The following is a 22,870-nucleotide window of genomic DNA, read 5'->3' on the forward strand; positions in this document are numbered from 1 at the left end:
CATTTCTAAGATTTGCCAAGGATGTGTTAAATATTTTTATACATCAAAATGTAGCTGGTTATGTCATCAGTTTTCTTGTATTTACGCTACTTATATCTATTTTACCATAATAAGAATATTATTCAATCTAAACATAGCAAGCAAGACTGTTTATTATTTTTAACAGTTTTATTGCTCTAAGAAAATCAAGGCTTCTGATATGATATTTTTGTTATCATAACAGAAGCCTTTTTAATTCACTTATGCTCTTTTTGTACTTATCAAAACAAGGTGATTACAATAGATAAGCATCATCCGGCCCGATACATTTTTCTTTGGTATAGACCGACCAATCCGTGATCTGGTCAAAAGAATATGTTCTAACATCACCCTTTTTTATCCCAGCAATATAATATGGATCCTGTGACAGCTCGGCCACAAGGCAGTCGTCTTTTATATCCTTGACTTCAAACCAGATGTGCTCTCTGTTCTGCATCGGATCATCGCCGTCCCAGTGCTCTTTGTCCATAACAAGACCGATCTTGACTGTGGCAAGGCTGTCCTCAAGCTCAAAGCCTTTTTTCAGATAATCAATGCGCTCCCTGGCCAGCCTGCTCATCCTGTCTGTCTCCTGAGTTGAGAAATAATACATCGGATTGTCTTTGATTTCATCATCAAAAGCCTGGATTGGCGTATATTTCTTGTTATCAAGATCATCTGGGGTGAGGTAGCACATCATCACATAGGTATCCTCCGAATGGTACTCGTCCCTGTCATCCTCTCCCCCCATAGCTCCTTCTGGGAAAAAACCTATCGCCTCTCTCCAGTCAACCGCAGTCGTCATAAGTGTATAATCTCCGACTCTGCCGATATAAACTGGATCTCCAGGCTCTATCGGCCTCTCCGACTCGATCATGCGGTATGCCATGTTCTCAATGATCCTGTAGTGGTTATTGTACATCTCTTCGTCAGAATAGAGCATTTCAAGCTCATACATTCCGCATCTTTTAAGTCCATGCGTATGAAGCCATACTTCACCGCCCTCCCCACTTACTGCCTGCACTGTAAAAAGATATCTGGGCGCGGGACTAACCTTTGATTTAGCCGCAAGTCTGATCCAGTCTCCTGAGAGTATTTTTTCAGATGGAACATCCATGACTGCAAGCATGTCAGGAATCAAGGCATTTACGATCCTGATCTGGTCATGGAAGCATACCTGATAATTCTCATTAAAGTCCATCTTGACGGAAAGGCCGCTCTTTACTGCCTGTATCCTTTCAAGCTCCTCTTCTGTAAAATGGTGCCCCAGTCTCATGAACGGCGGAATCTCTACTTTCCTTGGATAAACAAGTATCAGGTACTCTCTGTCTTCAACGTTTAATTTTATATACAGCCCATCTTCTTCCTCATAACGTGTCCCCGTCACCTGTATACTTTCATCCGCCTCAAGGTTATTCATGAAGATCTCCGCATCAACTACGCTCTCTTCGTCCCTTGGGATAATGATCATGTTGGAAATTTCTTTCATACTTTTTCTCTCCTGTCTTTCTTATAATGCCTGTGTTTGAATGTTGTTTAGACAATTACAGATGATAGCATTGTGGCGGCAGGGTGGCAAGTTTAGCTACATTTTTTCCAAAATGATTCCAAATGTGCTATAGTATTCAAGGCCCAAATTTAAATGTAATATTGGAGGATTATTAAATGTTTTGTGGAAAATGTGGAGCTCAGGTTCCTGACGGGGCTGCCGTATGCCCTAAGTGCGGCAACAAAATGGAAAACAAAGAGGCTATGCCAAAGGTAGCTAATGCATCTCAGAATGCCGGCACACAGGCTATAAGTTTCCTTAAGAGCCTTGATAACAAGACTATCGGTATCATCGCCACTTGTGCCGTTGCTGTTATTGCGGTTATCTTAATCTTCAAAGCACTCTTTGGCGGAATCAAGCTTGACGGCAGATACACTGATGGTTACTTCACCTATACATTCAGTGGCAATGAGGTCACATTCTACTGTTTAGGTACTGAATTTACTGTAAATTACAAGATCAAGAACGATAAGCTTATCTATGATCTGGATACTCTCGAGCTGTCCGATGCATGCATTGATTATTGCGAAGATTATTTACATATGGACGATGATGAAATTGAGGATAAGATCGAAAGCATCAAGGAGCACAGAGAGGATCCTGTAAAAATTGAATATGACAAGAAAAATAAGACCTTAAAGATCGGCGGCGGAACTTACTATAATGCCGAGAACTACAAGGCAGGACCAAGCGGTGAATATACATGCGAAGATGATGACGATATCACTATCACTTTCGAAGATGGTGAATTAACCTTCGATAACGACGGCGACGAAGTTACTGTCCCTTACAACTGTTTCAAAAAAGGCGACGAAGTATGGATCAATTTCTATAGCTTCGATTTTGAAAATTCAGAATTCTACCACACATACTTTACAAGCGTGATTGAAGATGTAGATGTAGATGAGATTGTTCTTGGAGATACTTCTTTTGAGAAGTAAAAGGATCTGAGGATCGGAGCATATTATGGCATTTTTTTCTCAATTGATAAAAGACTTTTCATGGCTTGCAAAAGCCTTTTCACAACCCAAGAAAGACAGTTCAAAGAAAGAAGATCTGATTGATTTTGATACTATGTATGACGGAGTTGATAAGCTTGGCATACGTGGTTATAAAATGACTCATCTAGAAGCATGCAAGAAGATCTGGCATGACTATGTTCCTAAAAGCGGCCAGTCAAACTGTGTTCAGGGTGAGCTTCTGAGACAATTAGAGGCTTTACGTGGCGAAGCTCAGGATAATGGAAATATCAACTGGGATGATGATTTTGAGTTCTTTTGTGATTTTATCAGAAAGACCCTTTTGGAATCCGGGATATTTGACGATGCTGTAAAATCAAAGCTTGATGGCTGCCTAAATATCATTAAGAGCAGAGGTAAATACGCATATTCTTACAACCATGGCCAAATTTCTGATGATACGGTAAATCCTATGCTCTTTGCTTATGTTTACGACGACCTGTATGACTACATCGCTGATGCGATTGCTATTTATGATAAATCAAAGGGTGGTCCGGTTCCGTATGCAGGGGAGCCGTCGATGCTGAATTGAAAACTTAAATTCCAGTTCATTCAGCCAAAAACTGGAACTTAGTGTTGCAAAGTTGCTACCGGAAATAAGTCTTGCAAACATTCCGGTGTGATATATTTATAGTTCAGCACCAGAGTCCGGATGGCGTATACCAAGGAGAATTAACCATGGCTAAAAACGCACATCTAACTCTTGATGACAGATCTACTATCGAAGTATCCCTCCGAGAGGGAGATTCCTTTACTGATATAGGAAGAGAACTAGGAAAAGATCCCTCCACTATAGCAAAGGAAATAAAGAACCATATACAGTATTCCCGAAGTGGTAGTTACAACCCATGTGCCAAACGCGCTAATTGTTCACTAATAGGGCAGGCATGCAAGCCATGCAAAAATCCGCATCATGGCATTTGCAGGAGGTGCTCTTTCAGAAACTGCTTTGAGCATTGCCCTGATTTTGTGGAACTTACATGTCGCAAATTAAATAAACCTCCATATGTATGTAACGGCTGCGATACCCGCCATCGATGCAAGCTTGAACGACACCTGTATGTAGCAAAGGCTGCTCAACAAGAGTATGAATCCCAAAGGTCTGAAAGCCGGCAGGGAATCGCAATAACACCAACTGAATTGAAACGAATTGATGCGATCATTTCGCCACTTGTTAAGCAAGGTCAGTCAATACACATGATCTGTGTCAATAATGGAGATGACATAATGCTTGATGAAAGACCATCTATAACTACATTGATGCCGGTCTCCTATCTGTGGACAACATAGATCTTCCTCGAAAAGTTCGTTACCGTGTTCGTTCTCATAAAAAACCTGTCAGAGTAGACAAGCAGTGCCACATAGGACGCACATATGAAGATTTTGAAGCATTTCTTTCAGCTAATCCAGATACAGCTGTTGTTGAAATGGATTCAGTAGAAGGTCGCAAAGGCGGAAAAGTATTACTGACTATATATTTTAGGGACAGTAGTTTGATGCTTGCCTTTATACGAGATGCTAATACTGCAAAATCTGTAAAGTGCATATTTAATGACCTTTATGAAAAGCTTGGTCATGATGTATTCACACAGCTTTTTCCTGTCATACTTACAGATCGTGGTAGCGAATTCACTGATCCGCTTGCCATAGAGTTTAATGACAATAATGAACGTAGAACCCGCATTTTCTATTGTGATCCACAACGATCTAATCAGAAGGGAGGTTGCGAAGTAACTCATGAGATGATACGTCGCGTTCTTCCTAAAGGCACATCGTTTGATAACCTGTGTCAAGATGACATTTATCTTATGATGAGTCACATAAATTCATACAATAGAAAAAAGCTGAACAACCAATCCTCACATCAGCTGTTCAGCTTCCTTCACGGTGAGAATGTACTTGATACCCTTAACATCAAGCTCATTCCTGCTAACGAGATAAATCTCACACCTCTGTTGCTGAAAAAGTAAAAATAGCTTACGCCATTCGGAACACATACCGATTCTCAGAGGGGTGGAATTTAATCTTGCGAAAAAGGAAGCTTAATTCGACCTCCGATTAGTGTGCGTACTTTTTCATAGATATTTATCTCGAAAAAAGCATAACAGCTTTTATGAGTCAAAACAATGTGTTTGGAATTGTAAATTCCAATAATAATCAACTTTGCAATACTAATTTCCTAAAAATCAGGAACTATATAGTTTTACTGGAATTTACTCTTGCGAGTATTCTAGTAAAACGGAATTAACTTTTGCAAACTGGAACCTCGGATTCCAATTCAGCGGGGAGCCGTCGATCATCAGATAAAAATGGATTTTTGGAGTTTTATAAGACGTTTCGGGAATTTTTTCCTGAAAACGCCTTATAAAACTCTTTTTTTATTTTTATCTATTCTCCTGCACCTCATTTTTTTCTATTGCAAAACGAAAGTGCCCCTTTAGGACATGCCTTAACGCATTCACCACAGCGTATACACTCTGAGCTGTTGGGGTTTTTAACAGGATCCACATTCATCTTGCACTGTCTTGCACAAGCGCCGCAGCTAACGCACTTGTCTTCATCGATATGAAGTCTTAAGATGCTTATCTTCTGAAATAGTGCGTAGAATGCGCCAAGCGGGCATACATACTTACAAAATGGTCTGTAGATGAAAATCGAGGACAGTACGCATATTATAAGTAGTGCGAACTTCCATCTAAAGAGTGCTCCTGCAGCTGCTCTCATGCCTTCGCTCAAAAGCACCAGTGGAATGCCACCTTCCAATGTTCCTACAGGGCATACGTACTTACAAAAGAATGGATCTCCTGCCCCTACGCTGCTCCTATAGAAAAAAGGAAGTGCAAATACCAATACTATAAGAACTATATATTTAAGATATCTAAGAACTCTGTCTATTTTCTGCGGCACTTTGATCTTGGGTGTCGGGATCTTATAAAGAAGCTCTTCTATAAGTCCAAACAGACACAGCCATCCGCAGATGAATCTTCCTACAAGAAGCCCTATAGTTGCAAGGAATCCTACTACATAGAAAGCAAACTTCCTTCTCCTTGCATCAAATACGGACTGCATCGCTCCGATCGGGCACGCCCCTAGCGCTCCCGGACATGAATAGCAGTTCATGCCCGGTACGCAGAATCTCTTAAGCGGCCCCTCATATATAGTTCCTTTTATAAATCCGGGGATATAACTGTTGGATATCAGCCCCCAGCCTGCCTGCACGCATTTTCTGATTATTCCGTGCTTTTTTAATTTATCTGCCATCAACCTATACCTATACATTCCATGCAAATATTTACCGCCTTGCGATATACTGTTTTCATCTCGCCCCTATTCGCTCCATATATGCATGAAGATATAGCAGCTATCAGCAGTATTATAGTTACCCATATCGGAACTTTTCTCTTTGACTTCATCGAACTATTATCTCCTCAAAATTCCTTTTGACAAAAAATATATACGAAGCTTGAAAAGCCATATCAATGCGCCTTACTGGCCTGCTGCCTCAAATGCCTGCGCGATATACTCTTCCCACTCTTCCTTGGTGTGTGAACCAACGATAGGGCTCATAAGAAGATTTCCCTCAGAATCTACAAATACAGTTGTAGGATATGCATCCAGAAGAGCATAATCTAAAAGTTCTGGAGTTGCAACGAATACAGGATACTCAACACCTGTATCTTCAACGATATCGATCGCATCAAGCAGAATATCTTCGTCATAGCCGCCTGCGCCATCATATACATCACAAGTCATGCCAAGGATCTCAAAGCCTTTATCCTTATACTCTTTTTCCAGCTCAGCAAGTTCAGGCATCTCATTGATGCATGGTCCGCAGAATGTGCCCCAGTAGTTGATCATAGTAACAGTGTTGCCTGTAATATAATCACCAACTACAACCTCATTTCCCTCAAGATCTGTAAGTTCAAAGGAAAGTAGTGCCTCATTATCAAAATCATCTGCACTAAGACCTTCCGGAAGCTGGAAATCTACAAAAGTAATATTGTCGATGATCTCAGATGAATATGACAAAAACTCGAGATACTCTTCCTTAGTCTCATCGCTTACTTCAGCACAGTAGACCTGATCTATGTATGTCGGATCATTATCATACCAGTCATCTTCTTTGATCGCCAAATAATAGAATCCGCAATTCTCGCCAAGATCAGCGACCATGTCCTTAGTAAGGCCATAATCTTCACTCTCATAATCTTCAGGAGTATACTGCTCTACATCTGCAACAATATAAGCGATCTCAAGCATATTATTATCAGGATCATCCGGATCTGTCATATATATAGATGCATAGCCAAAATCATTAGTTACCTGTCCGTCTACTGCGATTCGGTCCTGCTTGTCCTTAAGTTCATCAGGAAGTTCTATCGTCATACCAAAGCCTGACAGATCGAGTACACCGTCAACAGGCACAGCCTCAAATTCTCCATACGCCCACTGTGGAAGCTCTGAATCAGATATTTTGGTATCTTCTGTATCAGCATCTTTTGAATCGCCTGCATCAGCTGTATCAGATGTTTCTTCAGTCTCTTTTTCCTCATCTGTCTTTTCAGTATTTGTCTTATCGCTTTCGGATTCATTATTGGAATTATCACCACAGCCAGCCAAGGTGCCTGTAATCATAAGTCCAGTAAGTAATAACGCCAGTGATCTTTTCTTCATAATTCAAATCCTTTCTTAATATATACTTTTATTCTAAATACTATATCATTGAATCCCTAAGGGTTCAAAATATATTTTTACTATATCTATCTTTGCTTAATTCAACATTAAAAATAGAAACTTATATATTCTACTACACCCCAGGATAACTGCCGCAGGGCATAGAAAAAGGCTATCTATACCATTTGTATGGTACAGATAGCCTTAAATTTACATGCGCTTATTTTTTTAGCTGTCCAGCGACCAGCCGCTTCTTGTAAGAAGAATTCTGTTATCTACCAGATACTTAACATCCATTCCAATAATAGCTGATGCCTTATCTATATATTCCTGCTGATTAGCTGCTCCCATTGCCTGATAGTAATAGTATGCAGGCTTATGTGATCCATCAAGATTGTTAAGACCAAGTGCAAGATTAGACTCCATTTCGTGAGCATTATCTGTCTGTCTGAATAGAAGGAATGCATCGATATCAGGATAAGATGCTGCCATCAGATAGCTGTATACAAGTGAAGCGCTCTGATAATCTTCACCGAAGCTTGAAGTATAGCCCTGCTCTGCAAGTGAGATACTACGTACGCTTCCGTCAGGTGCAAGGAAATCAGCCTGGTGCATATAATCGATAAGAACATCGATATTCTGCATTGTGATGTAAGGTGTCTTAATGTTTCTGCTTACATACTGTGACTGTCCCTTCCATGCATATGGATCAAAAAGTGGTGAGTTATAAGGATGGAATGAAAGTCCCCAGTTAATGTTACCTTCTCTGTTCATGTAGTAATTGAATGTATCAAGATATGCCTTACTAAGGAAACATCCAGGATTAGACTTACGATTCCACTCCTGATCGATCGAATTGTAGATATTAGCACTGCCGTTCATGGACTTGATACCATTGTAGAAAATACGGAATGCCTTAACATAAGCATTAACGTTAGTATCAAGATCATCAGACTGAAGGTAATACCACTCAGTTCTTGCATTTACTTCGTTACCGATACACCAGTTATCAACCTGGCCATGTCCTGTCATTCCGGAATATCTCTCGCCAAGGAATGCTGCGATAGCCTTAAGGTGCTTAGTACCACCCTCTTCAGCTGTATTGAAAGCATATCCAGGGCACTCATGTCCATCTCTTGAATCCGGATGCATCAGATCAGCTGTATAAGGTGACTGAACATCATCTGAATTAAGGATTACCATAGTAACCTGAAGACCCATATTATTCCACTGAGAAATAAGTGTGTCATAACTTGTTACTGTATGACCATTGAAATAATATGTTGTTCCATCATATGTATACTCGATAGTCGGGTATGCAGGATCATCTGTAAGACCACATACTGTACCAAGATCAAAGTTATAGATAACCTGCTGAAGACCAAGCTCTGAAAGCTCGTATGTATCTTCCATCTCAAGATCTGCAAGAAGACCCTTGATACCATGATCATTACGTATAGATGTGAATGTTGCAACAGCTTCAGGATTAGTAATGTAATGCTCATCACTTACCTGTACATAGCTTCCGCCCTGTTTAACTGCTACAAGGAATTTACGGCTGAGATTAGAATCCTCTGTGTTAAGATTGAGAGAAAAAGTAAATGTTGCGCTCTTTGAAGTCTTAGCAGTTGCTACTACTTTTCCCTGAGCTCCATCTTCATAAACTTCATCTCCAAAAAGATAAAAATTTCCATCATCACTTGATGGAATAGATTTGCATGATACCTGAGCTACAACATCAGTCCCTTGAATTGTAACTGAGTCAATTGTTACAGGTCTTCCTGCTGCTTCAGAATTCATAGATCCGTTCCAAAAAGAAACACCAGAAACGACGATAGCTGCAAGAATTGCCATAACGACAACTATAGCAGACCCAATAATAGTATTCCTGCTTTTCTTATTCATCAATATCCTCCAGTAATAGTTTTTTTACACTCCTTTAACTATATCACTCAGAGGCCCTTTTTTCAATTAATTGACTTGAAACTTCGCACTTATAAAACTTCTCCAATACCTCGAAGATTCCTGAGGATGGCAGCCTATAAATGATTTTGGGGTCTTTGAAAACTATATTAAATTCAAGAGCTTGATAGATGAAATGATATATTCTGCTTGGGATTCATCTGTTTGAGCGAAGCGAGTTTATGAATCCCGGAATATATCATTTCAGATATCATGCCTTGAATTGTATATAATTTTCACGACCCCAAAATCATTTATAGGCTGCCATCCTCAGGAATCTTCCACGCATGCGACAACATTATTCCCGCGAATTTTCGCCATTAATAAAAAAGTTGCCGACGACAAACGTAAGTTGCCGCCGGCATTGTCTTCTAGTTGTACCCGGTGATGTCGTTTCCTGCTTTTTGACTCCTAGCGAACGCCAGGTGGGTTACCGCAGCCTCAGTCGCTGCCTTCCTCTCCCTTAGCTTGTCTGCGCATGCGCAGGGCCGGAGGCGTGACATTGAAGATGAGGAGATATAGGATTCCCGTTTAAAGTAACTGTAGGTTCAAAAACTGACAGGAGTGTCGAACATCTCAGGCGAACTCTTTCGAGTTCTTCTACCTTCATTATATAATAGTTCCTTCAAATTGCAACTACATTTTCATAAAATTTCTGAAAATTTAGATTCGCAACCGTTATTATGATAATTTAGAAATCTGAAGGTGTTAAATCTCCGAGTTCATCGTATGAATCATAGGTGATAACATACTTACATGTTGCATCTGAAATCTCGATATCATCTGTCTCCCATGCCTCCTTAAGGTCTGAAGCAACATGAGACATATCAAGTGCATCAAGTTCTACTTCCTTACGAACAGGAGCATATGTTTCAGCATCAATGTAAAGTGTTACTGTTGCACTTACTTTAGTTACATCATCACCAACACCTATACCATAGTAATACTGAGCAAATTCAGCAAGTTCTTCAGCATCACCTGATGAATATTTTCCTGTGATCTTAAAGCACTGTCTGCCATCAATCTCATAAGTTGTATCATCTATCTCGCAGTTAGAAATATAACCAAGATCAAATACGATGCTGTTAGGTAAATGGATTCCATAATATGCAAAGTTGCTATCAGAACCATCTGCTTCCCAGTCATCTCCATCATACTGAGAATAGTACTCGCTATCTTCATAGAAGAAATCAAGATCATGATCATTTATAAGGCTTGTACCGGTATCATCTTTTATAGAATACTCGGAAGTTACATAGATCTGATCAGCGTCATGATTATCATATGTGCCTTTAAACTCAGCTTCGATCTCTCCGGTAAAATCATAAGAATCACTTGATTCAACTGACATTGAGAATTCATAAGTATTTGAAATTGTTACGCTTACATCAGTTGAATCTGCAAGGTATTCTTCTGCTGCTTCCATTGCATCATCTACATCAGGAATGAGCTTTGGTGATATCTCATCATCCATTCTTGCCTGGAAGCTGTCATCTCCTGTTGCACTAAGTGCTCTCTGAGCATCTTCCATAGCTGTTTCATAATCTTCGTTTGCGATATCTGCATCAATGATAGCGTTATAAGCAGTGATGATGCCTTCTGTAGCTTCTGCATTGCCGCTGTCTTCTGCAAGAACTGTCTCAAATGCAGTTATAGCATTTTCATAGTCACCTGAATCAAGATATCCGTTTGCTGTTTCAAGATCAGCTGCGATCTGTGCTTCAAGTTTAGCCTTCTTAGCATCAGACTTACCGTTCTTGGCATCTTCATTGTCAGGATAATCTTCAAGGATCTTGTCGTATGCAGCTATAGCTTCATCGAATGATCCTTTATCTGTAAGCTCCTTGGCATCAGCAAGAGCATTACCAAGCTCTGACTTCTTGATTCCGTCAAGGGCCTGCTTGTTCTCTTCGTCATACTCAAGCGCTTCTTTATAATAAGAAATAGCTTTATCATAATTGCCGTCTTTGTACTGCGCATCACCGTCGGCAAGTGCATTCTCTAAACAATTGTTGCGATACCATTTATATCCAAAGTATCCGCCAACGCCGCCACCTGCAAGCACGATAACAAGAATAATAGCGATTATCACACCTTTGTGGCTCTTTTTCTTAGGTGGCTGAGGTGCCGGTCCGCCATACATCGGCTGTCCGTATCCCTGTCCTCCAAACTGGGGCTGTCCCTGCGGCATTCCATAACCGCCTTGTCCCTGCTGCGGCATTCCGTATCCGCCCTGGCCTTGCTGCGGCATTCCGTATCCGCCCTGACCCTGCTGCATACCGCCATACTGCTGGCCGCCCTGGTACTGCATCTGCGGGTTACCATTCTGCGCGCCTTGTGCCTGTGATCCGCAATAAGGGCAGAATGCGTTACCATCCTGATACTCTTTTCCACACACATTACAAATCATATTAATCTCCCTCCGAAAACTTTTTTACTACCCTCTTTTATAATGATGCAGGTGTCAAAAGAACTTTCGGCACCTGCATTATTTAATTACTTGATCATCTGATATTTTATCATTTGATATATTTATCATTTGATATATTTATCATCTGAAATATTATTTTTCGATCACTTGCTGATAGGTCTTGTCTGCTCCTTGAGCCAGTCAACAATAGCCTGATCCTTGATAAGCGGTGATACCTTTTCAAATACAGCCTTATGATATTCATTAAGAAGATCGATATCTCCCTGCTGCATATACTGAGTATCAATAGCCTCAAGATCGATAGGTGCATATGTAAGATGCTCAAATCCAAGGAACTGACCGTCATCATTCTTGTTGCCTTCTACAACTTCGATGATGTTCTCAATACGGATTCCGTGGCTTCCTTCCTTGTATACACCAGGTTCATCAGATACGATCATGCCTGGAACAAGCTCATATTCCTTGAGACCTTCGCGATACTGCCAGCGAATGTTATGAGGTCCCTCATGAACATTGAGCATATATCCGATTCCGTGACCTGTACCGCACTTGTAATCAATATCCATAGCCCAAAGTGGCTGTCTTGCAAGGATATCAAGGTTTCTGCCTGTGCATCCCTTAAGGAACTTTGCATTTGCAAGGTGAAGCATACCAAGACATGTGCCTGTATAGTGCTTCTTAACTTCATCTGAGATAGGTCCTACAACGATAGTTCTTGTTACGTCTGTAGTTCCGCCTTCATATGTTCCGCCTGAATCTACAAGGAGCATTCCTTCAGGCTTAACTTCTGCATGATCCTCTTTGGTAGCTTCATAGTGCATCATTGCTGCGTTAGGACCATAAGCACTGATAGTCGGGAAAGAAAGTTCAATGAATCCCGGAAGCTCAGCACGCATGGAATCAAGCTTCATAGCTGCGCTGTACTCATCCATAGGGATCTTGCCAACGTTAGTCTTTACCCAGTACATGAACTCACAAAGCTTAGCACTGTCGCGAATGTATACTTCTCGTATATTTTTCATCTCAGTGTCATTCTTGATAGCCTTCATAAGCTCTGTAGGATTGTCGTTATACACGAGCTTGTCCTTGCCTGCCGCATCAAGAAGTGTTCTGTAAGTTGAATAGTTGATATTGTTCTTATCAACAAGTATATTACCTGTATATTTTCTATTCTTAAGGAATTCCATTACTTCATGGTAGTCATGAACTGTAATGTCATTGTCCTTGCAATATGCCTTGATCTCATCTGTGAGCTCAGCTTCCTGAACGAAGAAGTGGAACTCATCAAGTGTGATGAATGCATATGAAAGAGCTACAGGGTTACACTCAACGTCGTTGCCACGAAGGTTTGTAAGCCATGTGATGTCATCAAGCTTACTAAGAAGGTGGCTGTCGCATTTATACTCTTCCATCTTCTTACGAACATCTGCAAGCTTTTCTTTGAAGCTCTTGCCAAAAAGCTCTTCCTTAAGCTTGTAGATCTCATGGCAGGGAAGTGCAGGACGGTCTGTCCATACTTCATCAGCCAGATCTCTTTCATAGGAAAAAGATACTTTTTTGTCCTTAAGAGCCTTTTCAATTCCAAGGCCTATTGCTGTTGCGATTACTCTTCCGTCAAATCCAAGAACCTGTCCGTCTTTCATGTTGTCCTTGAGATACTCGTTAAGAGTAGGAACGCCTTCATTACCCATGCGGTAAAGAGTTACGCCTGTTCCTTCAATTTCTTTTTCTGCCTGTATAAAATAACGGCCGTCAGTCCAAAGACCTGCCCAGTCCTTGCTTATAACTACTGTTCCGTTAGATCCTGTAAAGCCTGTAAAATACTCTCTTGCCTTAAAAAAGTCTGCTGCATATTCGGAGTTATGAAAATCCGAAGTCGGCATCATGTAGTAGTCTATTCCGTACTCCGCCATCTTGGCACGAAGAAGGGACAGACGATTCTTGACTGCCACGTTTTCCATTTTGGGTCCTTCTTTCAATGTATAAATTTCAAGTGCCATAAACACCAGCTCTGCTGTCACCAAATATTTAATTTGTTGATAGTATCACTAAAGTGCTTATGGCACTTATTTTTAAATATTACAAACCATATTTAGCGCCGATAAGTGGTGCTACTGCGGATGATCCAAGTCTTGAAGCGCCTGCTTCGATCATAGCGTGAGCATCCTCGATAGTTCTGATTCCGCCTGCTGCCTTGATCTTAACATCAGGTCCGATGTTCTGAGCGAAGAGCTTAACGTCTTCAACTGTTGCGCCAGCTGTACCAAAACCTGTTGAAGTCTTGATGAAATCAGCCTTAACCTCTGTTACGATCTCGCAGAGCTTCTTCTTCTCTTCATCTGTGAGGTAGCATGTCTCGATGATGACCTTAAGGCAGTGACCTTCTGTAGCCTTACGGATCTCCATGAGTTCCTTCTTAACTTCATCAAAGCGGCCATCCTTAACATCGCCGATATTAACAACTGTATCGATCTCTGTAGCGCCTGCCTCGATAGAATCAAGAGCTTCAACAACCTTTGAGTGTGTTGTGTTGTAGCCAAGAGGGAAGCCGATTACTGTACAAACTGTAAGCTTGTCGCCGTACTTCTCATGTACTCTCTTGATAAAAGACTGTGGGATACATACAGATGCTGTGCCGTAGCGAACTGCTTCGTCGCAAAGAGCTACGATTTCATCCCATGTTGCAAATGCTTTAAGAAGTGTGTGATCAATATATCCAAGTATTTCCTTATCTTCCATTATTTTCACCTCCAAGGATACTAAAATATGTTTCAGGACCTTATCATAAACCGCACAGATTGCGGTCATACGAAGATATGATCCAAAAAACTCCATTAACTATAAGATTATAACACATGGGAAAATTAATAACATCACTTTACATTTTTTAATAGGAAAGACTTTTTATGGAATCATTTTATTTTATAAATACGAAAGTCTTTTTTATGGAACCGTTTTCATTGAAAAATCTGGATATTTTTTCTAAAAAGTTCTTAAATTTGCATAAAAATACGGATTTTTGTGGTAAAATATAGATGTTTCTATTATTTGAGTTGCTTTTCTAATTAGCAGTTCAGTTTATTGATGTATTTTATTGCATCTATCTCAAATTCATTTTTTTACCAAAAGTCACGAGTAGAACGTGTGACTAATGAGTTTGGATTTTTTCAAACTATCTCAATCATATTCGTGAGAATATTCATCAAGTAAGGAGGACGGCCTATTGACAGAAGAAAAAAACGTATATTCAATTGTAACCCCACAGATCGAGCAGCTGGCAGAATTATGCCACAAATCTGACATTATCGATTCCGAGCTTTATACTCGTTTTGATGTAAAAAGAGGACTTCGTGACCTTAATGGTAAGGGTGTTCTGACAGGACTTACGCATGTGTCCAAGATCACCGCTACTAAGGAGGTTGATGGACAGACACTCCCTGAAGATGGTGAACTTTACTATCGTGGCATCAATGTCAAGGAACTTATTAAAGGAAGTACGCAAGAGAATCGCTTTGCGTTTGAAGAAGTTGCATATCTTCTTTTATTTGGTCAGCTTCCAAATCAGAAGGAGCTGGATGACTTTAAGGAAGCACTTTTCTTCTACAGAAGCCTTCCTACAGGTTTCGTGCGCGATATTATCATGAAGGCGCCAAGTAAGGACATGATGAATACGCTTTCAAGATCTGTTCTTACTCTTTATTCTTATGATGACAATCCGGATGACACTTCACTTCCTAATGTACTTAGGCAGTGTATGTCACTTATAGCTCTTTTCCCAGAGCTCGCTATATATGGTTATCAGGCTTACAACCACTATCATGAGGGGAATTCTCTCTTCATCCATCCGCCGAGAACTGACCTTTCAACAGCGGAGAACATCTTGTATCTGCTGCGTCCTGACAGTCAGTACACGGAGCTTGAGGCGAGGATCCTTGATATCTGCCTGATCCTTCATATGGAGCACGGTGGTGGTAACAACTCATCCTTCACGACTCATCTTCTTTCATCATCACTGACTGATACTTATTCTGTAATGGCTGCTGCCATCGGTTCCCTCAAGGGGCCTCGTCACGGCGGTGCCAACATCAAGGTTATCAGGATGTTCGAGGATATGGAGAATAATCTTAAGGACTGGACTGACGATGAAGAAGTCAGCGCTTATCTTGAAAAGCTCCTTGCTGGTGAAGCCTTTGACAAGGCTGGTCTTATCTACGGTGTAGGCCATGCTATCTATTCAAAGTCTGACCCGAGAGCTCAGGTATTCAAGGGATTCGTTGAGCAGATGGCTCATGAGAAGGGATTCGACAAGGAGTACGCGCTTTATGATAAGGTTGCTACTCTGGCACCTCAGATCATTTCCAAGCGTAGAAAGATGTATAAGGGTGTTAGTGTTAACGTCGATTTCTATTCAGGTTTCGTTTACAAGATGCTGGGTCTTCCGATCGAGCTCTACACTCCTATCTTCGCCATGGCGCGTATCGTAGGTTGGAGCGCTCACCGTATGGAAGAGCTTGCAAATAATGGTAAGATCATTCGTCCTGCGTATAAGGCGATTGGACCGGATATGCCGTATATTCCGATGAATAAGCGTGTATAAGACCATAAAAAAGGATGCCGTGAGGCATCCTTTTTGGTGCTTACATATTAAGGAAGTTCTTAACAGCCTTCTCCATGTCAGCTACTTCTACAACTGTGTCATGACGAACAGGTGCGTTTCTGATTGAAGATACTGCCTCAGGGATCTCAAGTCCTGCCTTAGCTGCTAGCTGATCTGCAAGTTCGAAATCGTCCTCAGCCTCAGCCTTATCAATAGCTCCAAGAACGGCTCTAGTGAACTTGAATGGGCTCGCTGTTGAAGCGATAACTGTTACTGTGTTATCATTTGTATCTTTTTTATACTGGTTGTATACGTGACTAGCAACAGCTGTATGTGTATCAATTACATATCCTGTTGAATCGTAAAGGCTCTTGATAGCCTCTTTTGTCTCATCTTCAGAAGCAAATCCACCGTAGAAATCTACAAGCTTCGCTTTCATCTCATCTGTGATATCATACTTACCTGTCTGAGCAAGGTTCTGCATATACTTAGCATCAGCGCCTGCATCGTCGCCTGCGATGTGATAGATAAGTCTCTCAAGGTTTGATGAAATAAGTATATCCATTGAAGGTGAGCTTGTAAGTACGAAGTCTCTATTTCTATCGTAGCTTCCTGTCTGGAAGAAATCGTACAGAACCTTGTTGGAGTTACTTGCGCAGATAAGCTTTCCGATCGGAAGACCCATCTTCTTAGCATAGTAAGCTGCAAGAATGTTACCAAAGTTACCTGTAGGAACTACAACGTTGATAGCGTCACCATCAGCAATTCTGCCGCCAGCAAGAAGCCTTGTATAAGCATATACGTAGTAAACGATCTGAGGAACAAGACGACCTATATTGATTGAGTTAGCTGATGAGAACTGGAATCCGGCCTTGTCCATTTCTGCAGCAAGGTTATCGTCTGTGAAGAGTTTTTTCACACCAGTCTGAGCATCGTCGAAGTTGCCCTCGATACCTATAACGCAGGTGTTATCTCCCTGCTGAGTTACCATCTGTTTTTCCTGAATAGGGGATACACCGTGCTTAGGATAAAAAACTATGATCCTTGTGCCAGGTACATCTGCAAAGCCTGCAAGAGCCGCTTTTCCTGTATCACCACTTGTTGCTGTAAGAATTACGATCTCGTTCTTAACATTATTCTTCTTAGCAGCTGTTGTCATAAGATATGGAAGAATTGAAAGCGCCATATCCTTGAAGGCAATCGTACGTCCATGGTAAAGCTCGAGGTAATATGCGCCGCCTGCCTCTGTAAGTGGAGCTATCTCGTCTGTGTCGAACTTGGAATCATAAGCATGCTCGATGCAGTACTTAAGCTCTTCTTCAGTATAGTCTGTAAGCAGAAGCTTCATAACTTCATATGCTGTCTGCTGATAATTCATCTGTGAGATCTCTTTGAGTGTCTTATCAAGATGTGGAATATGATCAGGTACAAAAAGTCCTCCGTCCGGTGCAAGTCCGCGAAGCACTGCTTCTGATGCCTTCACCTTAAGATCTGCCCCTCTTGTACTTGAATAGATTACATCTGCCATGGATATTGCCTCCCTGTACGTGGAAAATATAAGTGTGGTATGATAAACTTGATTTAACTTTAATGCACATTGTACCATACAACACTCACCAATGGGAACAAGCAATTCAAACAAATAATGTATATTTATGCATTATTTTGCCATTAATTGTGCATATATTAGTTCTGTAGTCATTCCTTGCAACCGCGACATAATGATAATTACATAACATTCGCAGGTTTGATAATAAGAGCACTGAAACCATTTCGTTTAAAAATTACGGAATATATTGTAGATAATTCGCAAGTCTGATAAGAATAGCAGAGCAACCATTTTCATTAATGAACAAAGAGGTTTCATATGGAGAATCTCTCAACTCTGACAGGCGTACAGACCGCAACCTACAAAGATGGTTCCACCTATTACAGATCATCCATCACTCACAAGGGCAAGCACATTGCTCTTGGTTCTTATGACTCTCCCCTCATGGCACATGCCGCCTACCTCGAAGCCCGCGGCATCCTCGACAACCCAGCCTGGTCACTCGACGACTGGAAAAAAGACTATGCTTTAACTTTCCAAAAATGCGTCATCCTAGTCAACTTCAGAGACCAGGGTGTCTACATCGGAACCCCCATCCTTCTGAAAAAAGACTACTTCCTATATTATCTCTCCTACAACGACATCCTTACTTTTGATATAGATGACCTCTTCTACTATTCATCCCACTCCATCATGCGAAGAGGAAAGCATTTATTCGTTGCCGACTACGGAAGCCAGCTCAGTATTTTATCAAGGTATAACATCCCCCCTTACGGCGTCGCAGGCAGAGACTACAGATTCATCAACGGCGATCCCACTGATCTTCGCTACCAGAACATCGAGATCATCAACCGCTTCCGCGGCGTCCGCCTCTATAACAAAAAAGGTTTCCAGCGCTACAAATCCGTCATCCACGTCAAAAGCACCTACGTCATCGGCCACTACAACTCAGAATACGAAGCCGCCATCGCCTACAACAAAGCCGCTGATATCCTTATGAAAAAAGGCGTTAATAAAAATTATGAACTTAATTATATTGAAGATTTAAGTCCCAAGGACTATGCTGATATTTATACGCGTGTTAAAATATCAGAGCGTATATTAAAATATCAAGGAACGTGAATTAAAAAACCAAAACTGCTATGTTCATCTTTGATCATGAGACAGTTCAGCAATTCGATTTACGTTCAAAAAAGAGGTCAGGTAAAATGTCAAAGAACAATAGCACATCAAAGAAGGAGCGTAAGCAGCGTTTCTTTGCAGTTATCGCTATGATAATCATAATCGCAATGCTCGCTTCTACTCTGATAGCTGGTCTTACAGGATGCGGTTTACAGACCGCGTCCTATACGGACTACATTGACAGGACCTCCTTTTATTTTGATACCGTTATCAATATCCGCATCTACGATCAAAAAGACGAATCCATCCTCGACGGATGCATGGAACTCGCACAGAAGTACGACTCTCTCCTTTCTGCGCAGACTCAAGGGTCTGATATATGGAACATCAATCACTCAGGCGGCACTCCCGTCACAGTAGATCCCGATACAATCTCCCTTCTTGATCAATCCTTATATTACGCCGACCTAACAGGCGGCGCCTTCAATCCCGCCCTCGGCAGCGTTATATCCTTATGGGATTTTACTTCCGATGATGAAAAAGACCACACCGTCCCAGACAACAGTGCCATCGAAGAAGCCCTCCCTCACACCGACTACCACGCCATCACCATAGACAATTCTACAAACACAGTCACCCTCACCGATCCCGACGTCCAAATCGACCTCGGCGCCATCGCCAAAGGCTTCATCGCTGATAAGATAAAAGAATACCTTCTATCCCAAAACGTTAGTTCCGCCATCATCAACCTCGGCGGCAACGCCCTCTTAGTCGGCTCAAAACCCGATAATAGTTCGTTCACCGTTGGAATAGAAAAGCCCTTCTCCTCCGGCGACTACATCACAACCATATCCACTACAGATAAATCCATCGTCACCTCCGGAGTCTACGAACGCTACTTCGAACTAGATGGCACCATCTACCACCATCTTCTGGATCCAGCTACAGGATTTCCCGTTCAGAACGATCTCTACAGCGTAACCATCGTATCAGACAACTCTGCCGACGGCGACGCTCTTTCCACTGCCTGCTTCGTATTAGGGCCAGAAGCCGGTATGGAACTCATTGAGTCTCTTGACGGCATCGAAGCTGCTTTCGTCTATAACAATTACTCTGTAGTATATAGTTCAGGTTTCCCCATAAACTAATACTACCCATCCCACTTCTCGCAAAATCGTTTTCTCATCTTGCAGTATCGCCTCCATCCTCTTCCTTTTCACTATATTGGGCGCTTCGCCCTTTGGCCTTGCACAGCCTAGCCGTTCGTCGGTCAGGACTATGCCATATAAGATCATTGACCGATTTTGAAAAGAATCCAGAGATTTCTTAGCGTCTTAGAAGGCGAAGTACTGCGTGTCCACGTAGCCGGATAAGACACTTAGAAATCCCTGGATTCTTTTCACATGAGGCCAATGATCTTATATGGCATAGTCCTGACCGACGAACGGCGACCTCGCATCCCACTCCCCCAATTGCGAAGCCCCCAATATAGTGATAATATATTACTGTAGGCGATAATTTCTGTGCGTTATTGCGATAGTCCCCATCGGAGGATTACGATGCGCTTTGTAAAAATCGATAGCTTAAAGCCAGGCATGCGCCTAGCGCGCCCTGTATATTCCAGAAACGGAATACTCCTATACGATCGTAATTCTAAGATCAATGAGTCCGGAATTGCCAGCATCAGAAATTTCGGTCTAATGGGCATGTTCATTCTTGAACCCGCAGAACCCGTTCCCCCAATGACACAGGCAGATATAGACTTCGAACGCTTCCAGACTATGAACGTTTATGCCATAAAACAGGAACTTGAGCTTATTGTAGCCAAAGAAACCCTGTCCAAGACCCAGTTCATAGTCGCTGATATAATACAAAACTACGGTCATCTCCAGGATAAGATCAACTTCAGTCAGGACCTTCGAACCAAGGAAGATCACATATTCAGACACACCCTAAGTGTAGCCATGCTCTGTGCCATGATCTCCCACAGACTCAACACCGCTCCCATCGATCAGATGAAAGTCGTAACAGCCGCAGTAATTCATGAACTTGGCAAGATCCTATATATTTCTGAAAATCCCGATAGCGGCGGCGAAGCCCCTGACACCCCCGAAAGCTACATGACCAAAGGATTCAACCTTATAGAGACTTTATACGCCGACAGCCCCGACATCAAACGCATCTGCCTCCAGGCTCACGGCGGCAAAGAAAAACCAAATCCCAACGCCGTCCTCGGTGCCAAAATCTTACTCGTAGCCAACGCCTACGACCGAATGACCGCCATGCAGACCGCCGGCGAACCCGCCTCCGAAGTAACCGCTATCCGCACCCTCTTACACGAAAACATCTATGACAAAAAAATTGTCGATGCCCTCATAGACAGCGTTAACATCCTCTCCTGCGGAATTACTGTAGAACTTAATAACCACGAAAAAGCGCTAGTACTGGCAGAGAACAAGGACGATATCTTCAGACCAACGATCCTTACCTTTAAAGATAACTCCATCGTAGACCTCTCCGACTGGCACAACCGAGACATGGAAATTACAGATGTCCAAAAAACCATGGACAACCGATATGTATTTGATGTCGCCACCATCACACAATGCGGCTTCGAAAGCGAGATACCTGAATTTGTCGAAGCCCCCGCCAGCGATTAAACATAACAATCTACTAGAAAAATATTCATTTAATAAATGCTAATTCAAATGCTTCACTAATAAAACCAATTAGTGAGGCATTTATTTAGTATATAACTCAATCTCCCTAAAACCTTGCAAAGGGAGGGGCTCATTTCCGGAATATTCCCGAGAGGGCGGCCGTTAATAAATGATTTTGGAGGCTTTGAAAATTATATTAAATTCAAGAGCTTGATAGATGGAATAATATATTCTGTTTGGGATTTATCTGTTTGAGCGAAGCGAGTTTATAAATCCCAGAATATATTATTCCAGATATCATGCCTAGTTACAGGACGTAGCTAGACATGTTTAGAAATACATGGATGTATTTCTATGTCGGTGAATTTTATATAATTTTCACGCCTCCAAAACCATTTATTAACGGCCGCCCTCCCGGGAATATTCCGGAAATGAGCCCCTCCCCCCCAAAAAAGACCCCCGCTCTGCCGAGCGAGGGTCTTTGGTTTTAGCCAATTTTCTCGATTGCTTTCTTTGGGCACTTTGATGCGCAGAGTCCGCAATGAGTACATTTAGCTTGATCGATATGTGCTACGTTGTTCTCTACTGTGATAGCGCCAGCCGGACAGTTCTTTTCACAAATATGACATGAGATACATCCCACCTTACAATATTTGTTGACCTTCTGGCCCGGATCCTGAGATTTACATCTCACAGATTCTGTAGCGCTGTACGGTATCAGATCTATAAGGTGACGAGGGCAGACGCTTACACACTTGCCGCACGCCTTACATTTTTCCTTGTCCACAACAGCTACGCCATTTACGATGTGGATCGCATCGAACTGACATACAGATACGCAGGTGCCTCCGCCGAGACATCCGAATGTACAAGTCTTAGGACCATTTCCGGGAAGCTGGTTGATAACACGGCAATCCTCAGCGCCTGTGTACTCATACTGTCTTGTAGCAAGTTCGCAGTCACCACCGCAGTGAACATATGCTACTTCTCTCTCAGCTTCTCCTGCATCTACGCCCATTATCTCAGAGATAAGTGCTGCAACAGGTGCACCACCTACTGGACACTGGGTAACCGGAGCTTCTCCTTTTGCTATAGCAGCAGCGCATCCTGAACATCCGGGGTATCCGCAGCCACCACAGTTATTGCCGGGAAGAACACCAAGAACAGCAGCTTCTTTTTCATCTACATCTACGTGGAGTTTGATGTTGGCATATCCGAGAATCAGACCTATCAGGATTCCGCAGCCAGCAACAACAGCCACCGCGATCAATATTCCATTTAACATAGTT

The 22,870-nt window shown here is 41.9% G+C and carries 18 protein-coding genes; 8 read left to right on the forward strand and 10 right to left on the reverse strand.

The window, feature by feature from the left end; all coding sequences use genetic code 11:
* Window positions 1–274: 274 nt before the first annotated feature.
* The gene (locus tag WAA20_RS13230) at window positions 275–1,507 is read right to left on the reverse strand and encodes a DUF4026 domain-containing protein (protein WP_073390382.1); all 1,233 of its coding nucleotides are present in this window, start codon (window positions 1,505–1,507) and stop codon (window positions 275–277) included.
* 176 nt (window positions 1,508–1,683) lie between these two features.
* Between WAA20_RS13230 and WAA20_RS13235 the strand changes: the two genes are divergently transcribed.
* The 4 genes from WAA20_RS13235 (at window position 1,684) to WAA20_RS13250 (ending at window position 4,556) form a co-directional block, all read left to right on the forward strand.
* Complete coding sequence (locus tag WAA20_RS13235; protein ID WP_073390383.1) at window positions 1,684–2,508, forward strand: zinc-ribbon domain-containing protein; 825 nt, start codon at window positions 1,684–1,686, stop codon at window positions 2,506–2,508.
* Window positions 2,509–2,533: 25 nt separating this feature from the next.
* Entirely contained in the window at window positions 2,534–3,118 is a 585-nt protein-coding gene (locus WAA20_RS13240) for a hypothetical protein (RefSeq protein ID WP_073390385.1), read from the forward strand.
* A gap of 146 nt (window positions 3,119–3,264) precedes the next feature.
* On the forward strand, window positions 3,265–3,876 hold the full coding sequence (locus WAA20_RS13245) for a helix-turn-helix domain-containing protein (RefSeq protein ID WP_338801217.1): 612 nt from the start codon (window positions 3,265–3,267) through the stop codon (window positions 3,874–3,876).
* Window positions 3,864–4,556 carry an IS30 family transposase gene (locus WAA20_RS13250; protein ID WP_338801218.1) on the forward strand — a complete coding sequence of 231 codons (693 nt, stop codon included), beginning with the start codon at window positions 3,864–3,866 and terminating at the stop codon, window positions 4,554–4,556. Before WAA20_RS13245 ends, WAA20_RS13250 begins: the two co-directional genes overlap by 13 nt.
* A gap of 433 nt (window positions 4,557–4,989) precedes the next feature.
* On the opposite strand, the gene WAA20_RS13255 is transcribed toward WAA20_RS13250, so the two are convergent.
* The 7 genes from WAA20_RS13255 to deoC all read right to left on the reverse strand — a co-directional run bounded on the left by WAA20_RS13255 (window position 4,990) and on the right by deoC (window position 14,392).
* Entirely contained in the window at window positions 4,990–5,847 is an 858-nt protein-coding gene (locus WAA20_RS13255; protein ID WP_073390020.1) for a 4Fe-4S binding protein, read from the reverse strand.
* Window positions 5,847–5,999 (reverse strand): CD1871A family CXXC motif-containing protein, encoded by a 153-nt coding sequence (locus WAA20_RS13260; RefSeq protein ID WP_139263859.1) that lies wholly within the window; start codon window positions 5,997–5,999, stop codon window positions 5,847–5,849. The genes WAA20_RS13255 and WAA20_RS13260 overlap by 1 nt, the downstream gene beginning before the upstream one ends.
* A 73-nt stretch (window positions 6,000–6,072) precedes the next feature.
* A complete protein-coding gene (locus WAA20_RS13265; protein WP_073390018.1) occupies window positions 6,073–7,260 on the reverse strand; it encodes a TlpA disulfide reductase family protein in 1,188 nt (395 codons plus the stop codon).
* A 228-nt stretch (window positions 7,261–7,488) separates the two neighbouring features.
* Window positions 7,489–9,165 carry a DUF5722 domain-containing protein gene (locus WAA20_RS13270; protein ID WP_073390016.1) on the reverse strand — a complete coding sequence of 559 codons (1,677 nt, stop codon included), beginning with the start codon at window positions 9,163–9,165 and terminating at the stop codon, window positions 7,489–7,491.
* Between the two features lie 748 nt (window positions 9,166–9,913).
* Window positions 9,914–11,632, reverse strand: coding sequence for a zinc ribbon domain-containing protein (locus WAA20_RS13275; RefSeq protein WP_073390015.1), 1,719 nt, complete (start codon window positions 11,630–11,632; stop codon window positions 9,914–9,916).
* A 164-nt stretch (window positions 11,633–11,796) separates the two neighbouring features.
* The gene (locus WAA20_RS13280) at window positions 11,797–13,653 is read right to left on the reverse strand and encodes an aminopeptidase P family protein (RefSeq protein WP_338801219.1); all 1,857 of its coding nucleotides are present in this window, start codon (window positions 13,651–13,653) and stop codon (window positions 11,797–11,799) included.
* 79 nt (window positions 13,654–13,732) lie between these two features.
* A complete protein-coding gene (gene deoC / locus WAA20_RS13285) occupies window positions 13,733–14,392 on the reverse strand; it encodes a deoxyribose-phosphate aldolase (protein ID WP_073390012.1) in 660 nt (219 codons plus the stop codon).
* Between the two features lie 484 nt (window positions 14,393–14,876).
* On the opposite strand from deoC, the gene WAA20_RS13290 reads away from it, so the two are divergent.
* Entirely contained in the window at window positions 14,877–16,250 is a 1,374-nt protein-coding gene (locus WAA20_RS13290; protein WP_073390010.1) for a citrate/2-methylcitrate synthase, read from the forward strand.
* Between the two features lie 40 nt (window positions 16,251–16,290).
* Here the strand turns inward: WAA20_RS13290 and thrC are convergent, their stop codons facing one another.
* Window positions 16,291–17,778, reverse strand: a complete 1,488-nt coding sequence (gene thrC / locus WAA20_RS13295; RefSeq protein ID WP_073390009.1) for a threonine synthase — start codon at window positions 17,776–17,778, stop codon at window positions 16,291–16,293.
* A 339-nt stretch (window positions 17,779–18,117) separates the two neighbouring features.
* Between thrC and WAA20_RS13300 the strand changes: the two genes are divergently transcribed.
* From WAA20_RS13300 to WAA20_RS13310, 3 genes are all read left to right on the forward strand, one after another.
* Window positions 18,118–18,921: a hypothetical protein gene (locus WAA20_RS13300; RefSeq protein ID WP_073390007.1), complete on the forward strand. Its 804-nt coding sequence runs from the start codon at window positions 18,118–18,120 to the stop codon at window positions 18,919–18,921.
* 86 nt (window positions 18,922–19,007) lie between these two features.
* Window positions 19,008–20,069 carry an FAD:protein FMN transferase gene (locus WAA20_RS13305; RefSeq protein WP_242951230.1) on the forward strand — a complete coding sequence of 354 codons (1,062 nt, stop codon included), beginning with the start codon at window positions 19,008–19,010 and terminating at the stop codon, window positions 20,067–20,069.
* A gap of 411 nt (window positions 20,070–20,480) precedes the next feature.
* Window positions 20,481–21,581, forward strand: coding sequence for an HD domain-containing protein (locus WAA20_RS13310; protein ID WP_073390006.1), 1,101 nt, complete (start codon window positions 20,481–20,483; stop codon window positions 21,579–21,581).
* A gap of 487 nt (window positions 21,582–22,068) precedes the next feature.
* On the opposite strand, the gene WAA20_RS13315 is transcribed toward WAA20_RS13310, so the two are convergent.
* Complete coding sequence (locus WAA20_RS13315) at window positions 22,069–22,866, reverse strand: RnfABCDGE type electron transport complex subunit B (RefSeq protein WP_073390004.1); 798 nt, start codon at window positions 22,864–22,866, stop codon at window positions 22,069–22,071.
* Window positions 22,867–22,870 lie beyond the last annotated feature (4 nt).

The organism is Butyrivibrio fibrisolvens (assembly GCF_037113525.1).
Classification (GTDB): domain Bacteria; phylum Bacillota; class Clostridia; order Lachnospirales; family Lachnospiraceae; genus Butyrivibrio; species Butyrivibrio fibrisolvens.